This window comes from Anaerotignum lactatifermentans DSM 14214, assembly GCF_900142265.1.
Taxonomy (GTDB): Bacteria; Bacillota; Clostridia; order Lachnospirales; family Anaerotignaceae; genus Anaerotignum; species Anaerotignum lactatifermentans.
Genome location: NZ_FRAH01000008.1, coordinates 26,884 through 52,399, shown reverse-complemented (window position 1 = coordinate 52,399; position 25,516 = coordinate 26,884). Strand labels below are relative to the sequence as shown.

General features: G+C 48.1%; 30 protein-coding genes and 2 pseudogenes. 27 read left to right on the top strand and 5 right to left on the bottom strand.

Annotated elements, in window-relative coordinates; translation table 11 throughout:
* The first annotated feature begins 407 nt into the window (after nt 1–407).
* The 20 genes and pseudogenes from ltrA to BUB35_RS03675 all read left to right on the top strand — a co-directional run bounded on the left by ltrA (nt 408) and on the right by BUB35_RS03675 (nt 17,924).
* Nucleotides 408–2,303 (top strand): group II intron reverse transcriptase/maturase, encoded by a 1,896-nt coding sequence (gene ltrA / locus BUB35_RS03765; RefSeq protein WP_072849300.1) that lies wholly within the window; start codon nt 408–410, stop codon nt 2,301–2,303.
* Between the two features lie 159 nt (nt 2,304–2,462).
* Nucleotides 2,463–4,481, top strand: a pseudogene (locus BUB35_RS03760) (helicase-related protein); the annotation flags it as partial.
* Nucleotides 4,482–4,483: 2 nt separating this feature from the next.
* Nucleotides 4,484–5,293: a DUF3848 domain-containing protein gene (locus tag BUB35_RS03755; protein WP_072849297.1), complete on the top strand. Its 810-nt coding sequence runs from the start codon at nt 4,484–4,486 to the stop codon at nt 5,291–5,293.
* 1 nt (nt 5,294) lies between these two features.
* Entirely contained in the window at nt 5,295–5,633 is a 339-nt protein-coding gene (locus BUB35_RS03750; protein ID WP_072849293.1) for a plasmid mobilization protein, read from the top strand.
* 138 nt (nt 5,634–5,771) lie between these two features.
* The gene (locus BUB35_RS03745; RefSeq protein ID WP_072849344.1) at nt 5,772–6,077 is read left to right on the top strand and encodes a hypothetical protein; all 306 of its coding nucleotides are present in this window, start codon (nt 5,772–5,774) and stop codon (nt 6,075–6,077) included.
* The gene (locus BUB35_RS03740) at nt 6,077–6,367 is read left to right on the top strand and encodes a CD1845 family protein (protein WP_096348612.1); all 291 of its coding nucleotides are present in this window, start codon (nt 6,077–6,079) and stop codon (nt 6,365–6,367) included. The genes BUB35_RS03745 and BUB35_RS03740 overlap by 1 nt, the downstream gene beginning before the upstream one ends.
* Before the next feature lie 50 nt (nt 6,368–6,417).
* On the top strand, nt 6,418–6,621 hold the full coding sequence (locus BUB35_RS03735; RefSeq protein ID WP_072849286.1) for a hypothetical protein: 204 nt from the start codon (nt 6,418–6,420) through the stop codon (nt 6,619–6,621).
* Between the two features lie 19 nt (nt 6,622–6,640).
* Nucleotides 6,641–7,303, top strand: a complete 663-nt coding sequence (locus BUB35_RS03730) for a response regulator transcription factor (RefSeq protein ID WP_072849282.1) — start codon at nt 6,641–6,643, stop codon at nt 7,301–7,303.
* Complete coding sequence (locus BUB35_RS03725) at nt 7,300–8,316, top strand: sensor histidine kinase (protein WP_072849277.1); 1,017 nt, start codon at nt 7,300–7,302, stop codon at nt 8,314–8,316. Before BUB35_RS03730 ends, BUB35_RS03725 begins: the two co-directional genes overlap by 4 nt.
* A 125-nt stretch (nt 8,317–8,441) precedes the next feature.
* The gene (locus BUB35_RS03720) at nt 8,442–9,212 is read left to right on the top strand and encodes an ABC transporter ATP-binding protein (RefSeq protein WP_072849273.1); all 771 of its coding nucleotides are present in this window, start codon (nt 8,442–8,444) and stop codon (nt 9,210–9,212) included.
* Entirely contained in the window at nt 9,199–11,214 is a 2,016-nt protein-coding gene (locus BUB35_RS03715) for an ABC transporter permease (protein ID WP_072849268.1), read from the top strand. Before BUB35_RS03720 ends, BUB35_RS03715 begins: the two co-directional genes overlap by 14 nt.
* A gap of 2 nt (nt 11,215–11,216) precedes the next feature.
* Nucleotides 11,217–11,351 (top strand): hypothetical protein, encoded by a 135-nt coding sequence (locus BUB35_RS19770; RefSeq protein WP_276326378.1) that lies wholly within the window; start codon nt 11,217–11,219, stop codon nt 11,349–11,351.
* A 433-nt stretch (nt 11,352–11,784) separates the two neighbouring features.
* A complete protein-coding gene (locus tag BUB35_RS03710; RefSeq protein ID WP_072849263.1) occupies nt 11,785–12,267 on the top strand; it encodes a hypothetical protein in 483 nt (160 codons plus the stop codon).
* Between the two features lie 225 nt (nt 12,268–12,492).
* A complete protein-coding gene (locus tag BUB35_RS03705; RefSeq protein ID WP_072849258.1) occupies nt 12,493–12,882 on the top strand; it encodes a BlaI/MecI/CopY family transcriptional regulator in 390 nt (129 codons plus the stop codon).
* On the top strand, nt 12,866–13,831 hold the full coding sequence (locus tag BUB35_RS03700) for a M56 family metallopeptidase (protein WP_072849254.1): 966 nt from the start codon (nt 12,866–12,868) through the stop codon (nt 13,829–13,831). Before BUB35_RS03705 ends, BUB35_RS03700 begins: the two co-directional genes overlap by 17 nt.
* A gap of 52 nt (nt 13,832–13,883) precedes the next feature.
* On the top strand, nt 13,884–14,762 hold the full coding sequence (locus tag BUB35_RS03695; protein WP_072849251.1) for an ABC transporter ATP-binding protein: 879 nt from the start codon (nt 13,884–13,886) through the stop codon (nt 14,760–14,762).
* Nucleotides 14,755–15,516 carry a hypothetical protein gene (locus BUB35_RS03690; protein ID WP_072849248.1) on the top strand — a complete coding sequence of 254 codons (762 nt, stop codon included), beginning with the start codon at nt 14,755–14,757 and terminating at the stop codon, nt 15,514–15,516. Before BUB35_RS03695 ends, BUB35_RS03690 begins: the two co-directional genes overlap by 8 nt.
* Nucleotides 15,513–16,148 carry a hypothetical protein gene (locus tag BUB35_RS03685; RefSeq protein ID WP_072849246.1) on the top strand — a complete coding sequence of 212 codons (636 nt, stop codon included), beginning with the start codon at nt 15,513–15,515 and terminating at the stop codon, nt 16,146–16,148. Before BUB35_RS03690 ends, BUB35_RS03685 begins: the two co-directional genes overlap by 4 nt.
* Nucleotides 16,145–16,426 carry a helix-turn-helix domain-containing protein gene (locus tag BUB35_RS03680; protein ID WP_072849242.1) on the top strand — a complete coding sequence of 94 codons (282 nt, stop codon included), beginning with the start codon at nt 16,145–16,147 and terminating at the stop codon, nt 16,424–16,426. Before BUB35_RS03685 ends, BUB35_RS03680 begins: the two co-directional genes overlap by 4 nt.
* Nucleotides 16,427–16,499: 73 nt before the next feature.
* The gene (locus tag BUB35_RS03675) at nt 16,500–17,924 is read left to right on the top strand and encodes a relaxase/mobilization nuclease domain-containing protein (protein WP_072849342.1); all 1,425 of its coding nucleotides are present in this window, start codon (nt 16,500–16,502) and stop codon (nt 17,922–17,924) included.
* Nucleotides 17,925–18,308: 384 nt separating this feature from the next.
* On the opposite strand, the gene BUB35_RS03665 is transcribed toward BUB35_RS03675, so the two are convergent.
* Complete coding sequence (locus BUB35_RS03665; RefSeq protein ID WP_072849238.1) at nt 18,309–18,677, bottom strand: helix-turn-helix domain-containing protein; 369 nt, start codon at nt 18,675–18,677, stop codon at nt 18,309–18,311.
* Nucleotides 18,678–18,776: 99 nt separating this feature from the next.
* Between BUB35_RS03665 and BUB35_RS18665 the strand changes: the two are divergent.
* Nucleotides 18,777–18,905 (top strand): annotated as a pseudogene (locus BUB35_RS18665) (TnpV protein); the annotation flags it as partial.
* Nucleotides 18,906–18,948: 43 nt separating this feature from the next.
* Here the strand turns inward: BUB35_RS18665 and BUB35_RS03655 are convergent.
* Genes BUB35_RS03655 through BUB35_RS03645 form a run of 3 tightly spaced genes read right to left on the bottom strand, consistent with a single transcriptional unit; the run spans nt 18,949 to nt 20,821 of the window.
* Entirely contained in the window at nt 18,949–19,707 is a 759-nt protein-coding gene (locus tag BUB35_RS03655; protein WP_072849230.1) for an ABC transporter permease, read from the bottom strand.
* Nucleotides 19,704–20,621: an ABC transporter ATP-binding protein gene (locus tag BUB35_RS03650; protein ID WP_072849225.1), complete on the bottom strand. Its 918-nt coding sequence runs from the start codon at nt 20,619–20,621 to the stop codon at nt 19,704–19,706. Before BUB35_RS03650 ends, BUB35_RS03655 begins: the two co-directional genes overlap by 4 nt.
* On the bottom strand, nt 20,618–20,821 hold the full coding sequence (locus BUB35_RS03645) for a PLDc N-terminal domain-containing protein (RefSeq protein WP_072849224.1): 204 nt from the start codon (nt 20,819–20,821) through the stop codon (nt 20,618–20,620). Before BUB35_RS03645 ends, BUB35_RS03650 begins: the two co-directional genes overlap by 4 nt.
* A gap of 168 nt (nt 20,822–20,989) precedes the next feature.
* On the opposite strand from BUB35_RS03645, the gene BUB35_RS03640 reads away from it, so the two are divergent.
* The 3 genes from BUB35_RS03640 to BUB35_RS03630 all read left to right on the top strand — a co-directional run bounded on the left by BUB35_RS03640 (nt 20,990) and on the right by BUB35_RS03630 (nt 22,250).
* Nucleotides 20,990–21,544 carry a helix-turn-helix domain-containing protein gene (locus tag BUB35_RS03640; protein WP_227604675.1) on the top strand — a complete coding sequence of 185 codons (555 nt, stop codon included), beginning with the start codon at nt 20,990–20,992 and terminating at the stop codon, nt 21,542–21,544.
* 92 nt (nt 21,545–21,636) lie between these two features.
* The gene (locus BUB35_RS03635) at nt 21,637–21,924 is read left to right on the top strand and encodes a metalloregulator ArsR/SmtB family transcription factor (protein WP_072849222.1); all 288 of its coding nucleotides are present in this window, start codon (nt 21,637–21,639) and stop codon (nt 21,922–21,924) included.
* A gap of 11 nt (nt 21,925–21,935) precedes the next feature.
* Nucleotides 21,936–22,250, top strand: a complete 315-nt coding sequence (locus BUB35_RS03630) for a winged helix-turn-helix domain-containing protein (protein ID WP_072849220.1) — start codon at nt 21,936–21,938, stop codon at nt 22,248–22,250.
* A gap of 82 nt (nt 22,251–22,332) precedes the next feature.
* Here BUB35_RS03630 and BUB35_RS03625 read toward each other — a convergent pair whose 3' ends face one another.
* The gene (locus BUB35_RS03625) at nt 22,333–22,665 is read right to left on the bottom strand and encodes a hypothetical protein (protein WP_072849218.1); all 333 of its coding nucleotides are present in this window, start codon (nt 22,663–22,665) and stop codon (nt 22,333–22,335) included.
* Nucleotides 22,666–22,708: 43 nt separating this feature from the next.
* On the opposite strand from BUB35_RS03625, the gene BUB35_RS03620 reads away from it, so the two are divergent.
* The 3 genes from BUB35_RS03620 to BUB35_RS03610 all read left to right on the top strand — a co-directional run bounded on the left by BUB35_RS03620 (nt 22,709) and on the right by BUB35_RS03610 (nt 25,422).
* Nucleotides 22,709–23,212, top strand: a complete 504-nt coding sequence (locus BUB35_RS03620; protein WP_072849216.1) for a sigma-70 family RNA polymerase sigma factor — start codon at nt 22,709–22,711, stop codon at nt 23,210–23,212.
* 595 nt (nt 23,213–23,807) lie between these two features.
* Nucleotides 23,808–24,002: a helix-turn-helix domain-containing protein gene (locus BUB35_RS19450; RefSeq protein ID WP_072849340.1), complete on the top strand. Its 195-nt coding sequence runs from the start codon at nt 23,808–23,810 to the stop codon at nt 24,000–24,002.
* A 115-nt stretch (nt 24,003–24,117) separates the two neighbouring features.
* A complete protein-coding gene (locus BUB35_RS03610; protein WP_072849214.1) occupies nt 24,118–25,422 on the top strand; it encodes a tyrosine-type recombinase/integrase in 1,305 nt (434 codons plus the stop codon).
* Nucleotides 25,423–25,516 lie beyond the last annotated feature (94 nt).

Genomic DNA, 25,516 nt, shown 5'->3' with positions numbered 1-25,516 from the left:
GCATCCGAAAGGGTGAAAATTGGAAAAGGTATATGTGGCTGGTTTTTCTGCATATGCCCGACGGAATGAAATATCCGTCTGGAACCGTGCAAAAACTGTGATTCAAAGCACGGTTGGATTTTCCCGGTGTAAGGTAGCGGCCTAAGGGCTTCAGCGGTCAATGTAAAGAGCGACCACAAGGATAGAGATTTGGGAACGTTTGAGAATCTGCAATCGGAGTGTTGCAGCACGATGAACATTGCAGGGGGTCAGCCGTACCATAGTAGTCTGAGGCTGGGAAAGCCAGCTACACGGGGCTGAAATGCTCCACGGCGAAGGGTACGAGTCAAACTGATTTACAAATTTCACAAAGCGAAAATCTAATAACTCCCTGAAAGATGGGTGACGAACTGCGAGGTGAAAGCCTTGTGCATTTGAACGTCAGATTTTCAACGGAAACGGAACTAAAAGCCATTCAGGATATGCTCTATGAGAAATCCAGGCAAGGCGTTTCGTTCACCGGACTGGTGGAAGCAATGGCGCACGAAGTCACCATTGTTACCGCCATCCATAACATCAAGTCCAACAAGGGCAGTAAAACTGCCGGAGTGGACAAGATGAAGATGGACAACTATCTGCAAATGCCAAAAGATGAACTGATTTTATTGATTCAATCGTGTTTTCGCAAATATCAGCCCAAACCAGCCCGCCGTGAATATATTCCAAAAAGCAACGGCAAAATGCGGCCGCTGGGAATCCCTACGGTACTGGACAGAATCATGCAGGAATGTGTGCGGCTAATCATAGAGCCGATATGCGAGGCGAGATTTTATCCGCATAGCTATGGCTTCCGCCCTTACCGGGCGCAAAAGCACGCAATCCGGGATATTGTCAATGTAATCAACGCCGGGTGTAAATCCCCCGACCAGGCTGTGTGGGCAGTGGAAGGTGACATTCAAGGGTGTTTTGACAACATCAGCCATCGGATACTGCTTCAAAAAGTATGGCGAATGGGCATCCATGATAAACGGGTGCTGAAAATCATCAGCCAAATGCTGAAAGCCGGGTATATTGAACGGGATTTGTACCATCAAACGGCAACAGGCACACCGCAGGGAGGAATCCTTTCCCCTCTGCTGTCGAACATCTATCTGAACGATTTTGACTGGTATGTGGGGCGGACCTATATGGAGCCGCATCGCAAATGCAAGCACAAATGCAACGATACACGCAGGCTGAAATGGGCAGGAACCACGCCAAAGTATAACTTCCGTTATGCAGATGACTGGGTGGTGCTGACTTCTACGGAAAAGGAAGCGTTCCGTATGAAGCGTGAGCTGACAAAATACTTTAGGCAAAAACTGAAACTGGAACTGTCGCAGGAAAAGACCTATGTAACCGATTTGCGGAAAGGGGGGATACATTTCCTCGGTTACATCGTCAAGGCGGAGCGAAAGCGCAAAACACCGAACCCTGCAACGTGGACGGAACATCTGGTGGGAAAACCATTGCCGGATATGGAACGGCTGTCCAAAAAGATTGGCAGTCTGCTGGAACAGGTACACCGTATTGAACTGTATTCCAAACCAAACACACAGGCCGCCCAGATACAGTATGTGAATTCCATCATTCTGGGGCTGGCGCAATATTACCAGCCATCCATCTGTTCACACGCCTATCATGCAATCGACCGCAGGGTAAACAATGCGGCGCTGGCCGTTTGGAAAAAGCTGTTCCCGAAACAGTATAACCAGATGCAGGTTCCGCTGAAAACACTCTGCAATCTTCCACACAGGCACGAAGGATATGAAAGCAAAACCTTCGCAATTCCCATTGAGGGAAAATGGTTTGGAATCACCTATGCGTTTATTACGCACAGCCGGTATGAGAGCAAACCGTTTGACCAGAAGATGACGCCTTATACGGCAGAAGGTCGCAGGCGGTACGTCAATTACCGAAACAAGCACAAACCGCTGCCCTGTGACCGGTCGTCCATTAACACCCCGGAGGACATTGCCCTTGCCTGCTATGCAGACGGAAAGGGCTGGAAAGCAAACTTTGAATACTTCATGAATCGGGAATATGCCTATAACCGGGATAAGGGAAAGTGCAAATGCTGTGGAAAACCATTTTCCATAACAGTTCCAAAACACTGTCACCACATCGACAACCAGCTTCCAATCGAAAGAATCAATAAAGTTACCAATCTGGCATGGCTTTGCGAATCGTGCCACCGCATGGTTCATAACAGCCCAATACCGCCTGAGCTAGACGCAAAGGCGGTGCGCAAAATTATGAAATACCGAGAAAAACTCAAATCGTGAAATTTGTGAGTACGCTGTACCCGTGAGGATGCAGTGGTATTGAAATCTGAAGGAAGAAAGTAAATCAGTTTGATGGTAGGCCGGGTGCGCTGAAAGGTGCACGCCCGGCGTGAGGTGGGGGAAAATCCGGAGATTGCTTCAAAGGATTACCTATCACCATTGTTCCTCTATACAAAAATGCGGAATGTGGCGGGCCTTTCCACTACGGACGCGCAGAAATCCAGCGATATGTTTGCCAAGTGCCGGTACATGGATGAAATCACAGGCGGGCGCGGTGTGGTCTTTGCCACCGGCACCCCTGTCAGCAACTCTATGACAGAGCTTTACACCATGCAGCGGTATCTCCAATATGACCGGCTTCAGGAGCTGGGCATGGCGCACTTTGACTGCTGGGCCAGCCGCTTCGGGGAGACAGTGACCGCTTTGGAGCTTGCCCCGGAAGGGACCGGCTATCGGGCCAGGACCCGCTTTTCCAAGTTCTTCAACCTGCCGGAGCTGATGAACCTGTTCAAAGAGATCGCGGACATCAAGACCGCCGACCAGCTCCATCTTCCCACCCCGGAGGTAGAATATCACAACATCGTGGCCCAGCCCACCGAACACCAGAAGGAGATGGTAAAGGCCCTTTCCGAGCGGGCGGCCAAGGTACACGGCGGGAGCATCGACCCCAGGCAGGACAATATGCTCAAGATTACCAGCGATGGCCGCAAGCTGGGGCTGGACCAGCGGATCATCAATCCGCTGCTGCCGGATGAGCCGGGAACCAAAGTCAATCAGTGCGTGGACAATATCATGCAGATCTGGCGGGATGGGCAGGCGGATAAGCTGACCCAGCTCGTATTCTGCGATATTTCCACGCCCCAGGCAAGCCCCGCAAGAAAAGTGGCGAAGGCGCTGGACAATCCGACCCTGCACGCCCTGGAAGATGCGGTGCCGCTGCCGGAGCCTGAACCGGCCTTTACGGTGTATGAGGACATCCGGCGGAAACTCATCGCCCAGGGGATGCCCGCCGAACAGATTGCGTTTATTCATGAGGCCAATACTGAAGTGCGGAAAAAGGAGCTGTTCTCTAAAGTCCGTACCGGCCAGGTGCGCGTTTTGCTCGGCAGTACCCAAAAGATGGGGGCTGGGACCAATGTGCAGGACCGCCTTGTGGCGCTGCATGACCTGGACTGCCCCTGGCGGCCCGGCGACCTGGCCCAGCGGAAGGGCCGCATTGAGCGCCAGGGCAACCAGAATGAAAAGGTCCATGTATTCCGCTATGTGACTGAGGGGACCTTTGACGCATACCTCTGGCAGACGGTGGAGAACAAGCAGAAATTCATTAGCCAGATCATGTCCTCGAAATCGCCGGTGCGAAGCTGTGATGATGTGGATGAAACGGCACTCTCCTTTGCCGAGATCAAGGCCCTGTGCGCCGGGGACCCCCGCATCAAGGAGCGTATGGACCTGGATGTGGATGTGTCCCGTCTGAAGCTGATGAAGGCCGACCACCAGAGCAAGCAGTACCAGATGGAGGATAACCTGCTGAAATACTTCCCGGAGCAGATCGAAAAGCACAAAGGCTTCATCAAGGGGCTTGAGGCAGATATGGAAATGCTGGCTGCCCATCCCCACCCGGCGGACAGCTTTGCTGGGATGGAGGTGCGGGGCGATACCCTCACCGACAAGGAGAACGCCGGTGCCGCCCTGTTGGATGCCTGCAAAGAAGTGAAAAACGCCGAGCCGGTCCAGGTGGGAAGTTACCGGGGCTTCGCCATGTCGGTGTCCTTTGATGCCTTCCGCCAGGAATACACCCTGCAACTGAAAGGCCAGATGACCCATCAGGCCACTCTTGGCGTAGACCCGCGCGGCAACCTGACTCGCATTGACAATGCCCTGGCGCAGATGCCCCAGCGGTTGGAAAGCGTGAAAGCCCAGCTTGATAACCTCTACCAGCAGCAGGCCGCCGCAAAGGAAGAAGTCGGCAGGCCCTTCCCCTATGAGGATGAGCTGCGGGAGAAATCGGCCCGGTTGACGGAGCTGGACACGCTGCTCAACATCGACAGCAAGGCCCCCGGCCAGCAGGAAACCATTGTTGCCAAAAGTACACGCCCCTCCGTCCTGGAGGGGCTTCGCCGTCCCATGCCGCCGAGAGCGGCAGACAAAAAATCCAAAACCCATGAGGAGGTGCGATAACCATGACACAGGAAGAAATGCTGACAGCCCTTTATGAAAAGATGGCTGCTGAACAGGACAAGTACCGCGACTGGCTGAAAGGCCAGCCTGCGGCGGAGGTCCTGAACCATGCCTACGAGTACACTGTCCGGGAGGACATCGTGATGTGCATGGAGGAATTGGAGCTGACCGAGGCCCAGGCAAAGGCGCTTCTGGCTTCGCCCGCGCCGCTGGCCGATGTTTACAAGGACTTTGAGAAGCTGGAAACCAGCTACATGGATGTGATACGGGACACCATCGAAACCAGGGCAAACGAGCTGTATCAGGCCCAGGAAACACTGAAAAATACGCCCCTCTATCCTCATTCGGCGGCGTATGCGTCCGAGCATGGGGAGATGGCACAATACAACGCCTCGTTTCAGGCAAGCCATGCCTGCAAGGAGGCCATCGAACAGGCAATCGGCCGCCATTACAGCAATAACCGGCTGGATGCCGAAGCCGCTGTGAACGATGTATTAGAACAGTTCGGGGCGGACCGGGTACAGTATGTGCTGGCCAACACGGTCCGGCATAAGGAATGGGATGGGCGCATCTCCCGCGACAATAAGGCATGGGCCAGCACGATGCCCCTGCCGGAAGGCAGTCCCCAGGACCGGCACAGCGAGTATCTGGTGGTGGACCGCTGCAACCCCGGCCTGACCGACCTGTTTCTGAAGCAGGTACGGCAGCTTGCCGGGGAACGGGAAAAGCCCTCTGTCCGGGAGATGCTGCAAAAGGCTCCGGCGGCTCCCCGGCGCTCTGCCCCGGCCAGGAAGAAAGAGGCGGAGCGTTGATATGGCGAACCGGGAACGGGAAATCCAACTGAAATTCCGCGTCACGCCGGAGGAAAGGGATCTGATCGAGGCAAAGATGGCCCAGCTCGGCACACAGAACATGGCGGCCTATCTGCGGAAGATGGCCCTGGATGGGTATGTGGTCCGTCTGGAATTGCCGGAGCTTCAGGAGATGGTATCTCTGCTGCGCCGGAGCAGCAACAACCTAAACCAGCTCACCCGGCGCGTCCATGAGACGGGGCGCATCTATGATGCCGACCTGGAAGATCTGCGGCAGGGACAGGAAAAGCTGTGGGAGGCGGCGGAGCATATCCTCTCGGCATTGGCGGCCCTGAAATAAGGGTGCGGGGCGGCGGCCAGAACTTTGGCTTGCCGCCCCGCTTTCTTTTTTGGCCGCATCCTTGCAAAAAGAAGCTGGGGCCGCTATGCTGAAATCAGAAACGAAAACAGCGCACGAGGTAAAGGAGCTGATTGCGATATGCTGACACACGAAAAAGTGCTGAAGGTGTTCGGCCCGTATCTGGATGCCGACCCTGACTATGAGGTGGTAAAGACCAGCCGGGGCTATACGCTGCTGGCCTGGAACAACCGCCGGGAGGAATGGTTCAGCGCCGAGTTCTGCAAGACCCCGGAGGACCTGCGGGATGCCCTGTTAGATGCCTATGTGAATTACCTGGAATATGTTGTCACCGATGAGGACCGGGACCCCACCGAGCAGGAAATGCGGGAAATCCAAAAGAAGCGGCAGGCGATGTATGAGGAATGTATGAAGGAGGGACTGTGATGAGATTGATTTTGAAGATTTTGGCCGCACCCCTGGTGGTCGCCCTGACCCTGTTCGTCTGGATTTGTACCATTCTTTTGTACTGCACCGGCATGGTCCTTGGGCTGGCCGCTTTGGTGGTGGCCCTTTTAGGGGTGGCTGTGCTTGTGACCTACTCCCTGCAAAACGGCATCATCCTGCTGGTGATTGCCTTTCTTATCAGCCCGATGGGACTGCCGACTGTAGCGGCCTGGCTGCTTGGAAAGGTCCAGGGCCTACGGTATGCAATCCAGGACCGCGTTTATAGGTGAACACACCGCCTGGATATGGTATAATCGGAACATGGAAAGGCGGTGGCGGCATGGGGGCCAGCAACAAGGTCTGCCCGGTATGCGGCAGGAAAATGAAACAGCAGTTCATCGGCTTGCAGCACTGTAAATGCGGCATAAGCTGGAAAAAGGACATTGGATTTTTTGAGCGCACCAGCGACATGGTGTTTGCTCTGGAACGGCGGACGGAGGGCAAAAAGGTAAAACAGGTTCCCGTGATCCGGCATAAGGACTAAATAAAAGCAGGTGATATTTATGAAAATTTTTATCGTAGAAGATGAAGCAGCTATCCGTGAAGAATTGATACAGATGCTTCAAAAATATGGGTATGAATGTGAAATCTCTGATGATTTTCAGAACATTGGAGAAAAAGCATTATCTTCAAAAGCTGATTTGATCTTGTTGGACATCAATCTTCCTTACCAGGATGGATTTCAGGTTTGCCGCTATATCCGCCAGAAATCCAATGTGCCTATTATCATTCTAACCAGCCGCAATACGGACTTCGATGAATTGATGGGCTTAAACATTGGCGCTGACGACTTCGTTTCCAAACCCTACAACGGACAAGTGCTGTTGGCTCGTATTCAGAAAATACTGGCCCGGACGTATGAAGTGCAGTCCAACACTTTGCTTACCCACAAGGGTCTTACGCTAAATTTGCTTCGTGCAACCATAAGCCATAATGGGAACGAAAAAGAACTGACAAAAAATGAGCTTGGCATTCTGCGACTGCTGATGTTGAACAAGGGAAATATCATTCCCAGAGATGCCATTATTGATGAGCTTTGGCAGAGTGAGGAATTTATTGACGAGAACACGCTCAACGTCAATGTCGTTCGGTTACGAAAGAAGCTGGCCGAGATTGGCCTACCTGATTATCTTGAAACGAAACGTGGTATGGGGTATAGCGTATGAAATTGACCGATTATCTTTCAGACCGTATTGTTCCCATCGTGTGCTTTGTTATTGCGGAAGGTCTGTTGTTCGGGCTGCTGTGGCTGATTGAAGTCCCTTCGGTGTTTATTGCATTTGCAGAGATTATTTTTCTGCTTTTCTTTTCGGCTTCATTCATTTGGGACTTTCATAGAAGAAGCAGCTATTACAATAGGCTGCTTAGACTGCTGGAACAATTAGACGAAAAAACACTCCTGATGGAAATTGCGGAGCGCCCCACCTTTTTGGACGCTCAAATTATTTCTGATATTCTGCGCCAGAACACGAAATATCAAAATGATAAAATTGCCGAAATGCAGGGACAGAGCCGGGATTACCGGGATTTTTTAGATACATGGGTGCATGAAATCAAAACCCCTATTACATCAGCCCGGTTAATTGTAGAAAATGAAAAGAACCCCACAACACTCAAGATAGATGACGAGCTTCGTAAAATTGATGCCTTTGTGGAATTGGTACTATATTATGCCCGGAGCAGCGATGTGGAAAAAGATTTCAAGGTGGAGAAAACTACATTGAAAGCCCTTGTCAGCGCATCCCTAAAAACCTATTCCAAGCCAATCATTCAGGCCAGCGGGCGCATCCAAATGGAAGGACTGGACATTTCTGTTTGTGCGGATTGCAAGAGTTGTGCCTTTGTGATCGGGCAGATCATATCTAATGCGATCAAATACCGACAGGATAATTTTTGCCTCACCTTTACATCTGATACAGAGAAAAACAGGGTACTCTTAAAAATCCACGACAACGGGATTGGGATTGATACAGCAGATCTGTCCCGTGTCTTTGATAAAGGATTTACCGGCGAGAATGGCCGCCGCTTTCCCAAATCTACCGGGATAGGTCTGTATCTTTGCAAGAAGTTGTGCGGCAAGATGAATATGGACATATCTATCAGCAGCGAGAAAGGGAATGGCACAACAGTAACTTTATATTTTCCAACAGAAAGTTTTCTGAAAGGGGCGGGCGTATGACCCGCCTTTTTCCAACCTTACATTCTGGTAATCTAAATGTAATCTAACTTAATGGCACATCCTAAATAGATGTGATATTGTAAAAATGCAAAGAGAGAATTTCTTTGTGAAAGGAGCTGAAATCTATGAATGATGCAATCTTGCGGGTAGACGACATCCAAAAATATTACGGCAATAAAGGCAGCCTGACAAAAGCTGTGGATCATATCTCGTTTACGGTTGATAAAGGAGAGTTTTTAGGGATCATGGGGCCGTCCGGCTCTGGCAAGACCACCCTGCTCAACTGCATTTCTACGATTGATACTGTAACCAGCGGCCATATCTTTGTAGAAGGACAAGATATTACGACGCTGCATGGCGGACGGCTCTCTGATTTCCGTGGCCGAAAGTTAGGATTTATATTTCAGGATTTTAACCTGCTGGACACATTGACAGCTTATGAAAATGTTTCGTTGGCGCTGTCTATTGCAGGGGTCAAACCTGCGGAAATCCAGAAGCGCGTAAAACAGATTGCCGAGGCGCTGAACATTTCCGAAGTGCTGTCAAAATATCCTTACCAGATGTCGGGAGGTCAGCAACAGCGTGTCGCGGCAGCCCGCGCAATGGTTACAAATCCAGCAATCGTACTGGCAGATGAACCGACCGGCGCATTAGACTCCAATTCTTCACGGATGCTTCTGACGATGCTGACAGAATTGAATGAACGTCTGTCTGCAACGATCCTTATGGTTACGCATGATGCTTTCTCTGCCAGTTATTGCCGCCGTATTCTTTTTATCAAGGACGGGAAAATCTTCCATGAATTGAACCGCGGTTCTGACAGCCGGAAGAATTTCTTTTCTCAGATACTGGAAGTGGTGTCTGTGCTGGGAGGTGAGCAAAATGACCTCTTTTAAGCTGATTTTCAAAAACGTGCATAAGAACCTTCGGGACTATCTGATTTACTTTCTTACCCTGATGATCTCAGTTAGTCTGTTCTATGCGTTTAACTCCATTTCCGACCAACCAGCTTTCTCGGAAATGGGAATGACACGGACTTTGTTGTACGACCAGCTCGGCATTTTACTTTCTGCTCTTTCTGTGTTAATTGCTATTGTGCTAGCATTTTTGATTATCTATGCAAATCAGTTTCTCTTAAAGAGACGAAAGAAAGAGTTGGGTATCTATATGATGCTCGGCATGAAAAAGGGACGGATTTCGCGTATCTTTGCAGGCGAAACATTCTGTGTTGGGGTGATTGCTCTCGCGGTTGGCTTGATTCTGGGATTTATACTTTCACAAGGTGTTTCACTGATTGCCTTGAAATTATTTGCTATTGAACTGGATAAATACCAGCTTGCGTTTTCGATGGGAGCTTTTCGTCAGACGATCATCTGCTTTGCGTTGATTTTCTTCCTTGTTATGCTTTTTAATGTCTGGTCTGTTTCCAGCGTTCAACTGATCGACCTGTTGACGGCCAGTCGGAAGAATGAACGACTGAAAAGCGAAAATCGTGTACTTCCTGTTTTGATGTTTCTGCTGTCAATTCTCTGCATTGGTATTGCCGGAGTTCTTTTTTACAAGAACGGTATATTGCCATCAAGAGAAAATATGTCTTTCCAGATTGCCGGACTTGCATTAGTCGTTGGAACCATTTTGCTGTTTTACTCATTTGCAGCGGTGTTCATTCAGCTTATGCGTTCCAATAAGGGATTTTACCTGAAAGGCTTAAATACTTTTCTGGTACGACAGATTGGCAGTAAAATCCGTACCAATTATTTTGTAATGACGGTTGTTTGCGGCCTGTTGACCATTACAATCTGTGCTGTTTCCATTGGAGCGAGTACCGCATTGGCAATGAATAAGTTATCCCAAGCCGCAACACCGTATGACCTGACTGTGATTTCTGATGTTTCCATTGATGGTGACAGCGATATTACCGATTATCTGGCTACTTGTGATGTGCAGATGTCGGACTATGCAAAAAATATGGAGCAGATCAGTGTATATGATGCTGATATGACTTACGCAGACCTCTTTGCCGGGCAGGATTTGAATTTGTGGCCGATTGATGAAGCCGTTCCCCAAAGCAGGGTGTCCGTCATTTCTATCTCGGATTTTAACCGGGCTTTAGCGATGCAGGGCAAAGGGCCAGTTACGCTAAATGAAGGGGAATACCTGCTAAACTGCAACTATGAAGGTACTTATCAGTATGTGATAGAGGCCCTGCGTACTTATTCTGAATTGTCAGTTGGCGGAGTTGCTTTGCAGCGTGCCTCTGATGAAGTCCTTCAAGAAACTTATGTCATGACTTCTGTTGGCAACAATGACCGTGGGACTTTAATCGTGCCGGACAGCGTTGTGACAGCCCTGCCGAAAGATGTAAATGCCCTGCTGGTGCAATATAAAGAAGAAACCAATCCCGATGAAGTGTTACAGAAAATGATCCCCATCGGTTTGGATGAAACCCACGGCTACCGTTATTCTGAAAAGAATATGCTGTATGATATGTTTTATGGTATCAATGCACTGGTAACATTTATTTGCTGTTATGTCGGACTGATCTTCCTGCTAATTTGTGCGGCTTTGCTCGCGCTTAAACAGCTAACGGAAACGACAGATAATATTTTCCGCTATGGCCTGCTTCAAAAATTAGGAGCAAAACGGCAGCAAATTAACCATACCCTTTTCGTGCAAACGGGTGTATTTTTCACCGTTCCTTTGGTAGTAGCCGGGCTTTACTCTATTCTGCTGATTGGAAAGGGAATGGAAATCGTTGAAGAATTTATGAACATCCATATTGCAACGAATGTGTGGCTTACTGTTATCCTTTTCCTTATTGTGTACGGGAGCTACTTTATCGCAACTTATCTATCCTGTAAACGGATGGTTACAGAGCAAAAAGAAATGGAGGTGTAACTATGTTGCCTGAAAATATCAAATGGGATGCTGTGTTCCAGAGTATTGTTGACACATGGCTCCCCCTGATCGGAGTGGTTGCCGCAATCATTGTAATTGCTGTGATCGTTCATGTGATTAAGAAAAAGAGAAAATAATTATAATCTGCCGGACGACGGCAAAAGAAAAAAAGCCGTCGTTCAGCAGGCAATCACCATGCCATCATTATATATCGCGGCGGCTTTGAACAAATCAAGGCCGCCGCTCTTTTGTCCCTCAAAGGAATGACGACCACAAGCTAAAGATCACGGCGGCTTTAGGAGGGAGCCGCCGTGAAGCGAGAACAGCTTCGACATAATCCGGCAGGAATTTACCTGCCAAAAAAAGCCTGTCCCCGGTAGCGGGGACATATACCCAAGAAGATGAACTATACCGTGTAGGTAAGCAGCAAAACACACCAGATAGCGTCTGGCTGGCGTATGACCAGTCAGGCGTTTTTTGTCTCATCCTGCGGTTTTCCGTGGGGTGTCGTTCTCCACCGTCCCCATTTCAATTCACCCGTTAACCCCTGAATTGAAATGGAGGACAAGTATGTTCAATAAGAAAAGTGAATACGCGCAGAATAAGCGCGAGAAAGATAGCATCATCTACATAAGTGTGAATGGACGCATCCGGCTCACCCGCGCAGACTTTTCCAGTGAGGGAGAATTTCTCCGATGGAAACAATGGTCCGATGAGGACTATTATGAAACCGAACGCCGGGGGCGCGGCTACTATGACAATGGGGTTCCTCTGGATGAAAACATAAGCGCGGCAGGTGCGGTGGAGTCTGCGGAGGATACATATTTCCGTGAGCTTCTGGCTGATGAAATCGACGCCGCTCGGAAGGCTCTGTGCCAGGAGCGCATGGCCAAGGTGAAGGCCCTTCTGACCGCCAGGCAGTACCGCCGGATCTGGATGTATTTGGCCGAAGGAAAATCCATTACAGAGATCGCCAAGGCTGAAGGACTGTCTAAAGCCAGCGTGTCCCGTTCTATTGCTGCGGCGCTCCATAAGCTCCGCAAACTGCGTTAAGGCAGAATAAGAAACTATCAACAGGGGTGGCCTGCAGATGCAAGCCGTTTTGTGTTGAGGTGAATTAAAGTGATAGAACTGATTTATCAATAGGTTTTAAGTGGGGGCTGTTTTGCAGCCCCTGCTTATTGTAAATTTTAAGAAAGCCCCTGCAATGGTTGACACTATGTAGTTTCAATGCTATAATAGAATAAACTACACAGTATCAATCAAAGGAGGCGCTTTATGGAACAGCAACTTTCAATTTCAGAGTCAGAGTGGCGAGTGATGAAGATTGTTTGGAGTAATTCTCCACAAACACTTCCCGAAATATTAGACAGGTTAAAAGAAACAGGTTGGAGCAAGACGACTATTCAAACATACCTTGCCCGTTTGGTAAAGAAAGGAGCATTGACTACAAAACGCCAGGGAAAGGGATATTTATATTATCCAGCAGTATCAGAAAGTGAATGCCAGCTTGCGGAAAGCCGCAGTTTTCTAAGCCGCGTATATGATGGTTCCCTGTCTAAGATGGTAATGGGATTTGTCAAAAACGGCAATCTTTCGTCTGATGAATTGCATGAGCTAAAGAGCCTGATCGAGCAGCAGGAGAAAACAGATGCAGATACTCGGTAACATTTTCAATGCGATTATTTTTGTATCTGCTATTGGCGGTATATTTTGTGTTTTATCTCTTTTTATCAATCACATTCTGCGTTGTACGCTGCCGCTATGGTTTCCGCTTTGCGGTATGATCCTTTTTTGCGTTCCATTCCTTTCACCGGATGTGTTTCTCATATCACCAGAAACACAGGAATGGTTAAATGGATTTTATATTGCCTGTTGGGTATGGGTGTGTGGGTGCGGTATTCTTTTCGTCTATGATACGATACGCTCTATAATGGCAAAGCGGGCATTGAAAGGATACCAGATATGTAGCACTGAGCGTCTAAATGCTCTTTGCTTACAATGTGCGGAAATTGTCGGCTTAAAAAAAGTGCCTGCACTATATTGGGGGACTTTGGATAACCCCATTTGCGTTACCGGCGCAATCCGCCCAGCAATTATCATGAGCAAAACAGTTATAGAAAAGCTGACCGATGGCGAATTATCCGCTGTTTTTATCCATGAGTTGACCCATATTAAGCGGAAACATATTCTTTTGGAGCGTATCTATGATTATGTTTGCATATTAAACTGGCTTAACCCTTTTGCGTGGATTGCTAAAGGAGATTTTTCACTACATTGTGAAACGGATTGCGATTGCAATGCCTTAAAATTTTCGCAGGGGAAAGTCACGGCAACAGAATATGCTGCGGCTATTATCCGGCTGCTGGAACTGTCTACGGTTCAAGCTACAAAACCCGGTAAAGGGATTGGCGCACTCAGTTTTGTGTTGGCAAAACGCAGAATTAAACGGATCACCACAAGAACATCAAAGATTAGGGACAGGATGATAACGGTTATACTGGCTGTTTCTCTGATACTTACGGTTGCTTTTTCCGTACAATTCAGCAGAGAACATTTCTATCCTTATCCGGCCTATCATACTGGTACAGAATATGGTGCGGGTTACAATGAGTAACCCGTATCATTAAAGCCTATAAATCTACGAATGTAGTTAAATGGAGGAGCGTATGAATACAAACATTGAGATTAGTCACATTACTAAAAAATACAAGAACGGCGTTACCGCCCTTGATGATATCAGCTTTCATGTTGGCAGCGGTGTTTTTGGCCTGTTGGGACACAATGGTGCCGGAAAAACTACGCTGATGAAGGCATTGGTTACGGTATTAACCCCATCAGCAGGCACAATCCGCATTTGCGGTTTTGATACCGTGAAACAGGGAAATGAGGTCAGAGCAAGGATTGGGTATTTGCCACAGGAACTTGCCATGTACCCCTCTCTTTCTGTATTTGACTTTGTAAATTACATGGCAGAACTCAAAGGCATTCATAACAAAAAAGCTGTCAGCAACGTGTTGGAGCAGGTTGAAATGTTGGAATTTTCCAAACGCAAAATAGGTCAGCTTTCCGGCGGCATGAAACGGAGGGTTGGCATTGCGCAGGCGCTAATTGGCAATCCTCAAATTCTTGTTGTTGACGAACCGACAGCCGGTCTTGATCCAGAAGAACGGGTGAGGTTCCGCGGCCTATTGTCAAGATATGCAAGCGAGGGCCGCACCGTTTTGCTTTCTACACATATTGTCGAAGATATTCACCAGCTTTGTGAAGAACTTGCTGTTCTGCGGAAAGGGCATCTATTTTATGCAGGTACATCTGCCGCCCTATTAGAACGGGTAAAGGATAAGGTGAAAATCCTACATTTAGAAAATGAAAACCAGCTTATCGAACTTCAAAAGAAATCCGTAGTGTTATCGACGACATACGAGAGCCAAGGATTGACTGCGAGAATTATGGACGAAAGCGGACTTTTCTTACAGGCCACACCTGTCACGGCGACTTTGGAAGATGCTTATGTGTATTGTATGGGAGGGAAAGCCCATGCGTAAAATGTTTTCTGTTCTCCATTATGAATATAAAATGCAGTTCAAGCGCCTGGTTACATGGGGTGTACTTCTCGTAGCGACGGCACTTTCTTTACTTGACAATTTCCCCTTTGCTGGGAATTTAGCCCGGTTGGAGTTTTTGAATGAGCCAGCATATTTTGTCTATCGGATCGTGAGCCTTGACAGCCTTGTTTTATTGTTTGGTCTGATGTTCTTATTGGCAGGACGTATTCCGATAGATACTAAGACAGGAATGAAATCTTTGCTGATGTCATCGGCCTTACGAAAATGGCAATATGTGTTGGGAAAGCTGTTGGGCGGATTTCTATATGTTTTCTCCATGCAGTGTATTTTTCTTTTGCTTAACACGATGGTCTATTTTATTGCTGCTCCGTTTGAAATTTCCCTGATTGAATGTATTGTCCCGTTGATAAAAGCAATCTTTGTTTCTTTAGTTCCAACGAGTTTATTTGTCAGCTTTTGCTCGATTGCCTTACCGGGGATGATTGACATTCGCTTATTCTATATTCTGGCTGCAATATTGTTTGGGTTTAATGCCACCTATGTAGGCTCGGCAGAGGCAATGCCATTTTACTTGATTACTTCCGGCGATTTAGTCCGTTTGATATGGGTGCATCCGAGATGGCCGTTTGTTGATATGGGGAGCGTTATTGCAAATGGATTTTTCCTTGTAGGAAGCGGTCTTGTGTTTGGCAGTCTGCTGTTTTTGAAACACAAGTTTTGGAGGTCAGAATGAAAGCGCGAATTGAAAGCGAAGTAAAAATTTTCGGGATAAATTTCTTTATCGTATCAGCGGCCTTTACGGTTGCTATGATTGTTCTTTCTATCATAGCCGGAGATCTGCTGGATTTTTACCCGGTCAGCTTTGAAGTGATATTTCCGTTTTTTGTTACAATCGTTGTTGGTGAATGGGGAAAGACAAGAGCCGACAGTAATTTTGATATTATTGCCGCACAAAGCAAATCTCTTTTCAAATGGGTATTGTTACGTTATATAATCGCTTTTGCAATATCCAGTTTATTCGCGGTTTTTAGCATGGCAGGCGCGTCAGTTATGCGATACGAAATGCCAATATGGGAATTGATTGTGCTGTATTTCCCACCAACATTCTTTTTATCGTCTCTGTGCGCCTTGTTAGGGATTATATGTAGGCAAGAACATATTGCAACATTAGTTTGTGGGGTTATATGGCTGATAATCTTATTGACACGAAGCCTGTTAAGATTTCCGGGGTTAGAATATGTCTACTTGTTTATCCGATTTGCCGGAGATCAAAATAATATTTGGCTATGGAACAAAGGAATTATTACTTTGGCAGGTCTTTTTTTATGGTGTGTTATTTACTGGAAATGCAAAAGGGTTGATTGAGGTATAAGAAAAATAAATATCGTTTTAATCTGCCCCGCCAGACGGGAAAAGAAAAAACCGTTCTGGCTGATGAAATCGAAGCCGCTCGGAAGGCTCTGTGCCAGGAGCGCATGGCCAAGGTGAAGGCCCTTCTGACCGCCAGGCAGTACCGCCGGATCTGGATGTATTTGGCCGAAGGAAAATCCATTACAGAGATCGCCAAGGCCGAAGGACTGTCTAAAGCCAGCGTGTCCCGTTCTATTGCTGCGGCGATCCATAAGCTCCGCAAACTGTGTTAAGGCAGAATAAGAAACTATCAACAGGGGTGGCCTGCAGATGCAGGCCGCCCTCATCATGGAAGGAGGGTTTTTCATGGCAACCACGCGGCTCATGCCCCTGCACACCGGCAAAGGCCGGACGGTGGGGACAGCCATCAGCGACATCATCGACTATGTTCAAAATCCGCAGAAAACAGACAACGGCAGGCTCATTACCAGCTATCAATGCGACAGCCGGATTGCGGATGCAGAGTTCCTTTTCAATAAGCGGCAGTATATCGCCGCCACCGGCCGGGTACGGGGCGAGGACGATGTGATTGCCTATCATATCCGGCAATCCTTTGTCCCTGGTGAGATCACGCCGGAAGAAGCAAACCGGCTGGGCTGTGAACTGGCGCGGCGCTTCACCAAGGGGAAACACGCCTTCATTGTCTGCACCCATATAGACAAGAAACACATCCATAATCACATCATTTTCGATGCCACTGCTCTGGACTACCAGCGGAAGTTTCGGAACTTTTGGGGCAGCACCCGCGCGGTCCGGCGGCTCAATGATACCATCTGCATTGAGAACGGATATTCCATTGTAGAGAACCCGAAGCCGCATGGAAAGAGCTACAACAAGTGGCTGGGTGATCGGGCTAAACAATCCCAGCGGGAGACGCTACGGGTGATGATCGACCAGGCCCTGGAGCAAAAGCCCGCCGACTTCGATACCCTGCTGAAGCTGCTGGAAGGGATGGGCTGCGAGGTGTCCCGCCGTGGGCAGTCGTACAGCCTCAAAGCTCCTGGCTGGGACAATGCCGCCCGCATGAGTAAGAAGCTGGGCAAAGGGTACAGTGAAGCCGAGCTTCGTGCGGTTCTGGCCGGAGAAAAGGAACATACCCCCACCAGGGCCACGCTCCACCCGGAACCGAAACGGACAGTGAGCCTGATGGTCGATATTCAGGAAAAGCTCCGCGCTGGCAAGGGGGCCGGTTATCAGCGATGGGCCACCGGCTTCAATCTGAAGCAGATGGCGCAGACCATGAATTATCTCTCCGAGCATAAACTGCTTGATTACAAAGTGCTGGCTGAAAAGACAGCAGCAGCCACCGCCCGATACAATGAATTGTCCGCGCAGATCAAGGCGGCAGAAAAGCGAATGACGGAGATTGCGGTTCTCCGCACCCATATCATTAACTACGCCAAAACGCGGGAAGTCTATGTTGCATATCGCAAAGCCGGATATTCAAAGAAGTTCCGCGCCGAGCATGAGGCGGACATCCTTTTACACCAGACCGCGAAGAAAGCATTTGATGAGCTGGGAATGAAAAAGCTCCCCACCGTAAAGAGTTTGCAGACGGAATATGCAGAGCTGATGGCACAAAAAAAGGCAGCCTATTCCGGCTACCGAAAGGCCCGTGATGAGATGAAGGAGCTTCTGACCGTCAAAGCCAATGTGGACCGCATCATGGGCTATGAGGAAGAAAAGCAGACAGAGAAAGACCACACCCAGGAGCAGAGCCAGGGACGATGACCGGCTCATGAATTTGGGCTTTTCGGGAGGGAAAGCCTGCGGCGGCTTTCCCTCTTGTCTGCTCACCGGCGCAGGACGGGAACCGGGTCAAGAGTGCGAAGCACCGCCCACCGGCGGCTTGCTCTTAATGCGGGTTCTGTCCTGTGCTATCCATCGCCTGGGCGATGGAAAAAGCGTTCCATCGGAACGCGTAGCCAGCTCCAGAATGGAGCTGTTTATGGGGGCTTGGGGGCAGCGCCCTCAACAAGCAACCTGGGATCTTCGCGCCAGCGAAAATCCCAGGTTTGGCCTCGGTGGGTCCCACGAGGCATTGCTTGCCGGTTTCTCGTACCCCGTATTTATGCCCTTTCGGGCGGTATTTCTTCAAATGAGAAAAGAGGACGCTTACACATCCTCCTTCTCATCATCCGCATCTTTCAATTTGATGGCTCCGTCAATGACACCTTCCACAATGGGCAGATACTTCTCCGGGCAAAGCTGTAATTTATGGCTTGTCCGCTGGCGCTGCTCACTGTCCTCCCGAAGCAGCTCCGGGTTGAAGTAGCGTTCTGCGGGCAGCTTGCAAATGCGGATGAGCTGCATCACAACCGGCACGCTCGGTATTGTGCCGCACAGCTCAATATTTGCAAGATAGCGCGGGTCGATGCCGACCTTTTCGGACAGCTCCCGGCGGGACATTTTCACAGCTTCACGCGCCTGCTGAACATCTGCTCCGAAGGTTTCAAATCCAGGGCAATCTTTTACATTCGGCATATCACATCACCCTATTACATTCTATTGTTCATAGGATGTGCTGGGAATGATACAATATGCACTTTATCTTCATTTTATAATTCATTCTCAGAGAGAAATTACATGATGGAGGCGGCGGGCGTCACCGAGGAACTGAAAGCCCGTGACCCCATGCGCTGGGTGGGGTTGATGAACACGCTGAAAGCGCAGGTGGAGGAAATGATTTTGAATGAAATCATTAACGAATAACATACAAGGTCTCGGAAAAATCCGGGACCTTGTTATACGGAGGTTATAATTGTTTTTTATTAAATGCCCTGATTGCTGCCGCTAAAAATATCACAGATAAAACCACTGAAATAATAAATGGAATAAGAAACTCCGTCATGGTAATCTCTCCTGAAATCAGGTCAACATTTCGTGAAGTGAGGACAACCGGGTTAAAGGCAGACAACGGTTTTACAACACTTAAAACAGAGAACAGGGCTACAATCCCGCCAGTAAACAGGATGCTTGTAAAAGTCTGCTTGAATAGAACACAACCGAGTATGAGGATGCTAAGATAGAGAAATCCAATCATCCACATAAAAAACGCAGACGGTACGACATTTGAAAGCGAAGCATCCGGCCAAAGGTAATATGTATATCCATAGGCCCCTACAAAACTCACCCAAAAACTAACCGTCATAGATACTGCTGCTACCGTGTACTTTGCCATAATCACAGATGGCCTTGCCAGTCCTTTTGTCACCAGCAGGAGCAATGTACCTTTGGAATACTCACTGGACATACAGCTTCCAAACAGAATGATAAATGCGCTAAATCCAATGCCAGATATGTTTTTAAAGAATTGCTGCCATGCGTCAAGGGCGACAGGTTCCTCGGTGATTTCTAATCCGGCTCCAAATGCAGCTATAATTTCCGGCGTGAATTTTGCCAGGAAAGCACTGGACATTCCGAAAATCGCAAAGATTGCAAACAGGATTAAAAAGCGATAGTTTTTAAGATTTTCTACAAACTCTTTTTTTACAAACGCAATATAGCCTTTCATTTTATCACCTCCAAAAACAGGCTTTCAAGCGACGGCTCCATAAGTTCCACCTTAATCGGCGCAATATCTGCTTCGGCCAAAGTGGAGAAGATGGTATGCTGGGCCTTTTTCATCTCCCGGCTGTGTATTACAATTTCCCGCCCCTTTTCTTCTGATCCGTTCAGAAGTGATTGGCCTGTCATGCATTCTTTGAAATGCTGCAAATCAGCCTCGGTTGAAAATTCAATCAACAGACTGTCATGGCTGTGCAGCGCCTTAATTTCTGATAGTGTTCCGCCAACAGCGATATTACCGTCATTCAAGAGTGCCACATGATCGCAAATGCGCTCAACATCGGATAAAATATGTGTTGAAAATAAAACTGTTGTTGTCCCACGAATTTTGTAAAGAATATCCAAGATTTCTTTTCTTCCTACCGGGTCAAGGGCGCTGGTAGGCTCATCGCAAATCAGCAGTTTAGGATCAGCCAATAACGCCTGTGCAATTCCAAGACGCTGTTTCATACCACGCGAATAACCGCCAACGCGCTTTTCTATACCATCAAGACCGACAAGGGAAAGTAGCTTTTTTCCCTTTTGAGAAATGCTTTCTTTGGGAAGCCCAACAATTTCTCCGCACAGCGTAAGGTACTGCAAGGCGGTCATATAGTTATAAAATTCCGGCACATCAGGCAAATATCCAATATACTGATTTGTTTTAGTCTGTCCAAAGCGAACAGGCTCATTACACACAAGGATTTCTCCCTGATCGGGCTGCAAAAGCCCCAAAACCATTTTCATTGTCGTAGTTTTTCCTGCGCCGTTTTGTCCAATGAAGCCGAAAACGCTTCCCTCTGGAACCGACATATTCAGATTTTTTATAATTTGCTGCTGTCCGAAACTTTTAGATAGATTGCGGATAGAAAGCACATTCATTTTTCCTCACCTCTCCCAAAAACAAAATAGATAATCGGGCCAAACATAAGAATAATCAGGGAGATTATAAGCCACATGGCCCTATTCCCAAAACGATAATGTGGATGCCGGAGAATATGCCGGACAGCGGCCACGGCAAGGATCACATCAATCACAAAGATGGGAATAAGAAGCGGAAACATTTCCTGCAACAAAGACATACCAATTTACCTCCTATTGTTATAATTCATATCGGTATTTGCGGGGCTTCGACATTTTGTCTTAATATTCCCGCATAGGTTATATTACCACTATGGAAACAAAAAAGCAATACCTTCCCTTGACTTTTTATTTCCGAAGTGATAATATTTTCAAAAAGGAGGTTGAACATGGGCAGCAAGAATTTGAATGAAAAGATTATGGAATGTATTTCAAATCCGGCCAAGAGCCGCCTGCTGATAGAAATAATGCGTCGAGGGGAAGTTACCGCAAAGTATTTGGCTGAAAAATGCTCAGATATTCCTCAAACTACACTATATCGTAATTTGAAACGAATGACCGATGATGGACTATTGAAAATCGTTAATGAAACACCAATACGCGGAACAGTTGAAAAGACTTACGCATTAACTTTTGACCCGTCTGATCCTCCATCAGTTCTCGGAGAAAATTCCGGTGCCATTTATATGCAGATGTTCTTTCAGTATTTTTTGACCTTCGCCAAGATTTTTCAAGAATACTGCGACACACCGGGAATTGACATAAAAAGGGATCGGTCTGGTCTTAGTCTTTCTCATGTTTATTTGACAGATGAGGAACTTGAAAAAGTGGTATCGGATATTGCTCAAATCTTATATCCACTTCAAGATAATAAACCAGAGCCGGGTCGCAGATTAAGAACGGTTGGATTGATTATCTCCCCGGAACATAAGGCGGATGAATAGAGAAAAACGCCCTATATGCACAGGGCGTTTTCTCTTGACTTAATATTCCCATAATGGTAATATTTTGTTATCGGGAATAATGGAGATACATTATGAAGAATGAACGCGAAAATGCACTGGACAAAAAATTCCATGCGTTATCAAATCCAACCAGACGAGAAATTCTAATGCGGCTAAGCCAAAAACCGCACTCTGCCGGAGAGATTGCAGGATATTTTCAGATAACACCTGCCTCGATTTCTTATCATCTTTCTCTGTTGCAAAGGAGTGGCTTAATTTGCTGTCGTCAAGTAGAAAAACGGAGGATATATAGCATCAATCGCGGCTCATTGGATGAAGTGTATCTATGGCTTACAGGTCTATATCAATCACAAATATAGGGGACAATTCTATGGGCTGGGATATTGATGTTCGAGAAAAGATATATTTACGCCTTGCAAATGAGATTTTCTTTCGTATTTTGCATGGAAAATATGCACAAGGGGAAAAGCTCCCCTCTTATACAGAACTCGCAAAAGAAGCTGGATGTAGCACAGAAACCGTCAGAAAAGCAATTCGTGAGTTGCAGCAACAGAGAGTAGTTGAAAGATTAAGAATGGGATATGTTGTTACTTCTGATAGCACCCAAATAATAGCTTATCGTCAACGCTATCTTATATCCATAAAAGAAGAATATCTTATTGCAAAAGCAAAAGTGGAAATTTAAAACAGCATATTGAAGCTATCCTGCCCCGCCCGACGGGGAAAGAAAAAAACCGTTGCGGGGCAGGTGGCTTTGTGCGCGCAATTTACAATTTCACCCCGGCGGCGGTTTTGAAATACATTTCAAGGCCGCCGTTCTCCATGCCCTTATGAGAATGACGACCCTGTGCTAAATGTTGCGGCGGCTTTAGGAGGGAGCCGCCGTGAAGCACAGAGGGTTTCGACATAATCCGGCAGGAATTTACCTGCCAAAAAAAGCCTGTCCCCGGCAACGGGGATTTATACCCAAGAAGATGAACTATACGATGTAAGACAATATCAAAATGCACCAGATAGCGTCTGGCTGGATTATATCCAGTCAGGCGTTTTTTGTCATGTCCTGCGGTTCTCCGTAGGGTGCCGATCTCCACCGCCTCCATTTCAATTCACCCGTCAACCCCTGAATTGAAATGGAGGAAAAGTATGTTTGATAAGAAAAGCGAATACGCCCTGAACAAATACGATCAGGACAGCATTATATACATAAGTGTAAGCGGCCGCATCCGGCTCACCCGCGCGGACTTTTCCAATGAGGAAGAATTTCTGAAATGGAAAGCCTGGTCTGATGCAGACTACCACCAGACAGAAAAGGAAGGTCGGAGCTTCAACGATAATCGGGTGGCTCTGGATGATTACCTGGATGTGGTTGGAGCGGTTCAGTCTGCCGAGGATGAATTTTTCTCCGAGCTTCTGAAGGCGGATGTCCAGGCAGAGGAAAAGGCTTTACGCGAGAAACGGCTGGCTGCATTGAAAGCCATTCTGAACGCAAAGCAGTATCGCCGGATCTGGCTGTACTATGCTGAGAGGAAGTCTGTCACCGAGATTGCCAGGCTTGAAGGAGTGACGAAGGCCAGCGTCTCCCTCTCACTTGCCAGGGCAATCAAAAAAATTTCAAAAAAGTTCGCGGCGGGCCTCAAAAATAGCTAACAAACGGCCTTAAAAAATGTGATAGGTGAAGGACACATTTTCCTCACCCTTCACAGAACCATGACAACTGAATATACGGTATTGCAGGTACAAAACCCGCGTGATGAGCGACATAAGGTGCGCCGCCATGACGATAGCTTCAAGGAGGTGATGGGACAAGCTATCCGAGCGATCAACGCATACCTTAGACCCGGACAGGCACTCCGGGCGCGATGACAGCGCGGGGGTTAAAGATACTTTCTCACGACCTCCCACAGACTTGAGGGGGAACCCTGCGGCACACGCTTTGAACGATGCCGCGGAGTTATGACAGCCCTGCCAGGGGCGGCCTGTAATATCCCCACCGCTGGGGATGCGTGGCAAATACAGCGGGCTTGAAGTTACTGAAAAGTCAAGGCAGCCGCGCCGAAATGCGCCGTATGTTACAACGGCTCCAACCAGATCGGCGCGGCTGCTTTTTTGTTCTCGAAGGAGGCGAACAATTATGACTTCAAATTCGCCTGTTTGTTATGCGAATATTCCGTCCGGGACTTCCGGGCGTACTCATACAGAAAGATACTCCGCTGTTCAGCCTGCGGGCTTTGGTAAGATCGGCATGACGATTGAAGAAGCTGCCGACTATACCGGCATTGGACGCAACACCCTCCGCCGTCTTGTGGATTGGGGGAAAATCCCGGTCCTGCGGATTGGGCGTAAGTCCATAGTCCGTGTGGATGTGATTTGCTGCTTCATGCAGATCAACGAGGGCCGCGACCTTCTGGACCGCAATCAGGTTCTTGCAGTGAAGTAAATATTGAAACCTTGAAATTTAGCAAGCGGTATGTTTGATAGGTTGGCCACCCTTTGCTATAATCAGGGTGACACATCACTACGGTTCCGTTTGCCAGCATAGAAAGGAGTTTGCTATGGCAAAAGGATCTGTAAGAAAGAAAGGAAAGAAGTGGTACTATCGCTTTTATGTAGAGGATGCCAGCGGCAACCGTGTCCAGAAAGAATTTCCGGGAACGGAAAGCAAGAGTGAAACCGAGTCTCTGCTCCGCAAGGCGATGGAGGACTATGAAACCAAGATGTTTCTGGCACAGGCCAAGAACATCACCTTGGGAGATATGCTGGATATGTGGGTGGAGGAAGAACTGAAACCCGGCTCGTTGAGTGATGGGACGGTGACGGCCTACATCAACACTGTTTCCCGCATCAAGAAGCACCCCATTGGTAAGCGCAAGCTCAAGACGGTAACTTCCGACCATCTGCAAAGCTATATGGATTTGTTGAGCTTCGGAGGGACAAGTCCCGATGGAAAAACCGTTGAGGCTTTGAGCAAAGGCTCGCTGGGCCAGTATTCGGCAGTGCTTCAAAACTCCTTCCGGTTTGCGGTTTTCCCCAAAAGGCTGATTACCTTCAATCCGATGCAGTATGTGGTGAAACGGGTCAAAGACGATGAATATGAGCTATTTACCGAGGATGGCATAGGCGACCTTCCCATTGAAACGCCGACAATCTCCCATGAGCAGTATTTGGCGCTGAATGAGCTTTTGAAGAAAAAGCACAATCCCGCGTTACTGCCTATCCAGATCGCCTATTTCGCCGGGCTTCGTATCGGCGAGGTGTGCGGGCTGACTTGGCAGGACATCGACCTGAAGGAACAGTGCCTCACCATCCGCCGGAGTATGCGGTATGACTCCGTAAGGAAGAAAACGCAGATCGGCCCCACAAAGCGTAAGAAAATCCGTACCGTGGATTTCTGCGACACCTTGGCGGCTATCCTGCGGGAAGCCAAAAAGGAGCAAATGCTGAACAGCATCAAATACGGGCCGTTGTACTCCCAAAACTACTATCGCATCGTTAAGGAAAAGAACCGCACCTACTACGAGGTCTATTCCTTGCCCCGTACAGAGACACCGCCGGAAGATTACACCCAGGTTTCCTTCGTCTGCCTGCGGCCTGATGGAGCCTATGAAGCTCCTGCAACGGTCAGCAGCGTATGCCGATACTCCCGAAAGAAGATCGGGGATATGGATGATTTTCACTTCCATCTGTTGAGGCATACATATACGACCAACCTTCTTTCCCACGGGGCAGCCCCCAAGGATGTGCAGGAGCTGCTGGGACATTCTGATGTAAGTACCACGATGAACATTTACGCCCACGCCACCAGAGAGGCCAAGCGAACTTCCGCAAGGCTGCTGGATAAGGTTGTAGGGACGGCCTGAAAATAGTTTCCCTCATTTCTTCTCGCAAGGGAAAAAATGAGGGAAAAGGGCCAAACCGAGGCGGCGAAAACGCTGGAAACACCAGTGTTTTCAA